This window comes from Microcoleus sp. (genome assembly GCF_049646505.1).
GTDB lineage: Bacteria > Cyanobacteriota > Cyanobacteriia > Cyanobacteriales > Microcoleaceae > Microcoleus.
Genome location: NZ_JBARVX010000218.1, coordinates 1 through 1780, shown reverse-complemented (window position 1 = coordinate 1780; position 1780 = coordinate 1). Strand labels below are relative to the sequence as shown.

The following is a 1780-nucleotide window of genomic DNA, read 5'->3' as shown; positions in this document are numbered from 1 at the left end:
CCGCACACATTCCCATGTGGCTGACACCGCTGGCACTGGTGTTAGTTGTCACCCCTCAACAAGTCGATTTGTTAAAGCTTTCTACTACTGTCAATAGCGACTCATTCCGCAAGCAGTTTGGGTGGAGCCCGCGCTATGCCAGCTACCGAGAAGGGTTGCAGCAAACGGTTGATACGTGGGGAGCGAGTGCTGGTTGAATTGTTTTGATTTGAGGCAATGTTTGCTTTTAACTTGAATAACTTGGACTTGGGCTTTTTGTATATACTCAAGTTCAAGTATTGTTCACTGAAAATCCTGTTAACAATGGGTGATAAAATAGCCGACAGGCTCAAAAACACTCGATCGACCTATGCCATCATCAGGAGTTCAATACTTAATTATCAATGCCCTGGAAACTCTCGACTTGCCGATCTGGAGAATATATGATGAAGAAAAGGGCTTTTGGTACATCGAAACCCCTAGTCGAGTTTTACCAAGGGCTGCTATACTACAAAGTGGCGAGATTGTTCGTATAGACGAGGTTGAAGACTATGACGAAACCGCATGATATCAGAAGACAACAAGACCGGAGATTAGGAGAATTAATGGCAATCGCACGTCAGCGATTCCTCGATGCAGGCGGCGATCCCCGACACCCGCCATCAGGTTTAAAAGGCGATGATTACATGACAGACGCAGAAAGAGAAGAAGCACTGACGATCGCCCGATCGCTCTTTAACGACGAATATATTAAAACCTATCTCGAAAACAAACGTCAAAACAATTTGCAACCCCAGATCAATTCGTAAGATGGGGGGCAGAAGATCGCCCTACACAGCTTAGGTGCTTAGGTTGCACTCAAGTTCAATAACAAGACAGTCAAGATTTGGCGGTGCGATTAAAAAGTGTAAAATTTACTCATGCACAATAAATCACGAAAGTAATGTGAATGGATGAAGAGGAGGGAGTCAAAGTTACGCTTGGTGGCATCAAAATAATCGGTAATCTTGTTAACATGAAAGATGAGATTATTGCTGATGCCATTCGACAACGTGGAGGCGGTCAAGGTCAGATTTCCGAACTCCGAACAGATTATTGTAATCTCACAGTTGGTGCATTAGCAAATCTCGCAACAGAGGGAGATGAAGAGGCAAGAAAAGCAATTAAAATGCTTAAACAAGCAAGGAAAAAGCGTGATAAATATGGAAACAGATGAATTTCCCATAGGACAAACTCTGACAGCAGTTTCCGTTCTTGAATACAAAGAAGATGGTAGCAATCTATTGTCTCTAGATAAAATTCAACTTGTTTTTCAAGATACAACCGTTACGCTGCTGCCAATTTCTGATACTGACGAGGTAGAGATATTAGTCGAAAATGCTACAGTTCCTGCTGTGGCAAATACTCCATTTTGGTGTGAGTCTTTTATTGATAAAAAGCTGATGACGGTGTGGGTATGCGACAACGACCAAGGCTATCAAGATCAAGTAATTTTTGCGTTTGAATATCTACATCCTAGCATAACTTTTGTTGCTGAATGTTCATCTCTTCTCGTTTTTCTATGCGAGCCAGTTTACCGCGTAAAATCTGTAACAGACTTGCAGTACAGTCAAGTATCTTGATACAGGGGTTAAATTCGTAAGGTGCGCCGAAACGCACCCTACACCGAATTAATCCGTAGTGCCGGTTTGCAGCGACTCTTCAGCAGCCTGCGTCCACTCAGAGTGGAAGAATTCACCGCGCGGTTTGTCGGTGCGCTCGTAGGTGTGAGCCCCAAAATAATCGCGCTGAGCCTGCGTCA

General features: G+C 43.7%; 5 protein-coding genes. 4 read left to right on the top strand and 1 reads right to left on the bottom strand.

Going from position 1 to position 1780, the window contains the following annotated elements; all coding sequences use genetic code 11:
- The 4 genes from WBA89_RS11800 to WBA89_RS11785 form a co-directional block, all read left to right on the top strand.
- Positions 1 to 197: hypothetical protein (locus tag WBA89_RS11800; RefSeq protein ID WP_424406573.1), on the top strand; the 197-nt coding region annotated here is incomplete at its 5' end.
- Between the two features lie 387 nt (positions 198 to 584).
- Positions 585 to 788: a hypothetical protein gene (locus WBA89_RS11795; protein WP_424406571.1), complete on the top strand. Its 204-nt coding sequence runs from the start codon at positions 585 to 587 to the stop codon at positions 786 to 788.
- 140 nt (positions 789 to 928) lie between these two features.
- Positions 929 to 1195 carry a hypothetical protein gene (locus WBA89_RS11790; RefSeq protein WP_424406569.1) on the top strand — a complete coding sequence of 89 codons (267 nt, stop codon included), beginning with the start codon at positions 929 to 931 and terminating at the stop codon, positions 1193 to 1195.
- Complete coding sequence (locus tag WBA89_RS11785; RefSeq protein WP_424406567.1) at positions 1182 to 1601, top strand: DUF6334 family protein; 420 nt, start codon at positions 1182 to 1184, stop codon at positions 1599 to 1601. The genes WBA89_RS11790 and WBA89_RS11785 overlap by 14 nt, the downstream gene beginning before the upstream one ends.
- A 48-nt stretch (positions 1602 to 1649) precedes the next feature.
- Here the strand turns inward: WBA89_RS11785 and WBA89_RS11780 are convergent.
- The coding region (locus WBA89_RS11780) for a hypothetical protein (RefSeq protein ID WP_424406575.1) at positions 1650 to 1780 on the bottom strand (131 nt) is incomplete at its 5' end.

Coding starts and splice junctions, on each gene's coding strand:
- WBA89_RS11785 (WP_424406567.1), top strand. CDS start 1,182: ATGGAAACAGATGAATTTCCCATAGGACAAACTCTGACAGCAGTTTCC.
- WBA89_RS11795 (WP_424406571.1), top strand. CDS start 585: ATGGCAATCGCACGTCAGCGATTCCTCGATGCAGGCGGCGATCCCCGA.
- WBA89_RS11790 (WP_424406569.1), top strand. CDS start 929: ATGGATGAAGAGGAGGGAGTCAAAGTTACGCTTGGTGGCATCAAAATA.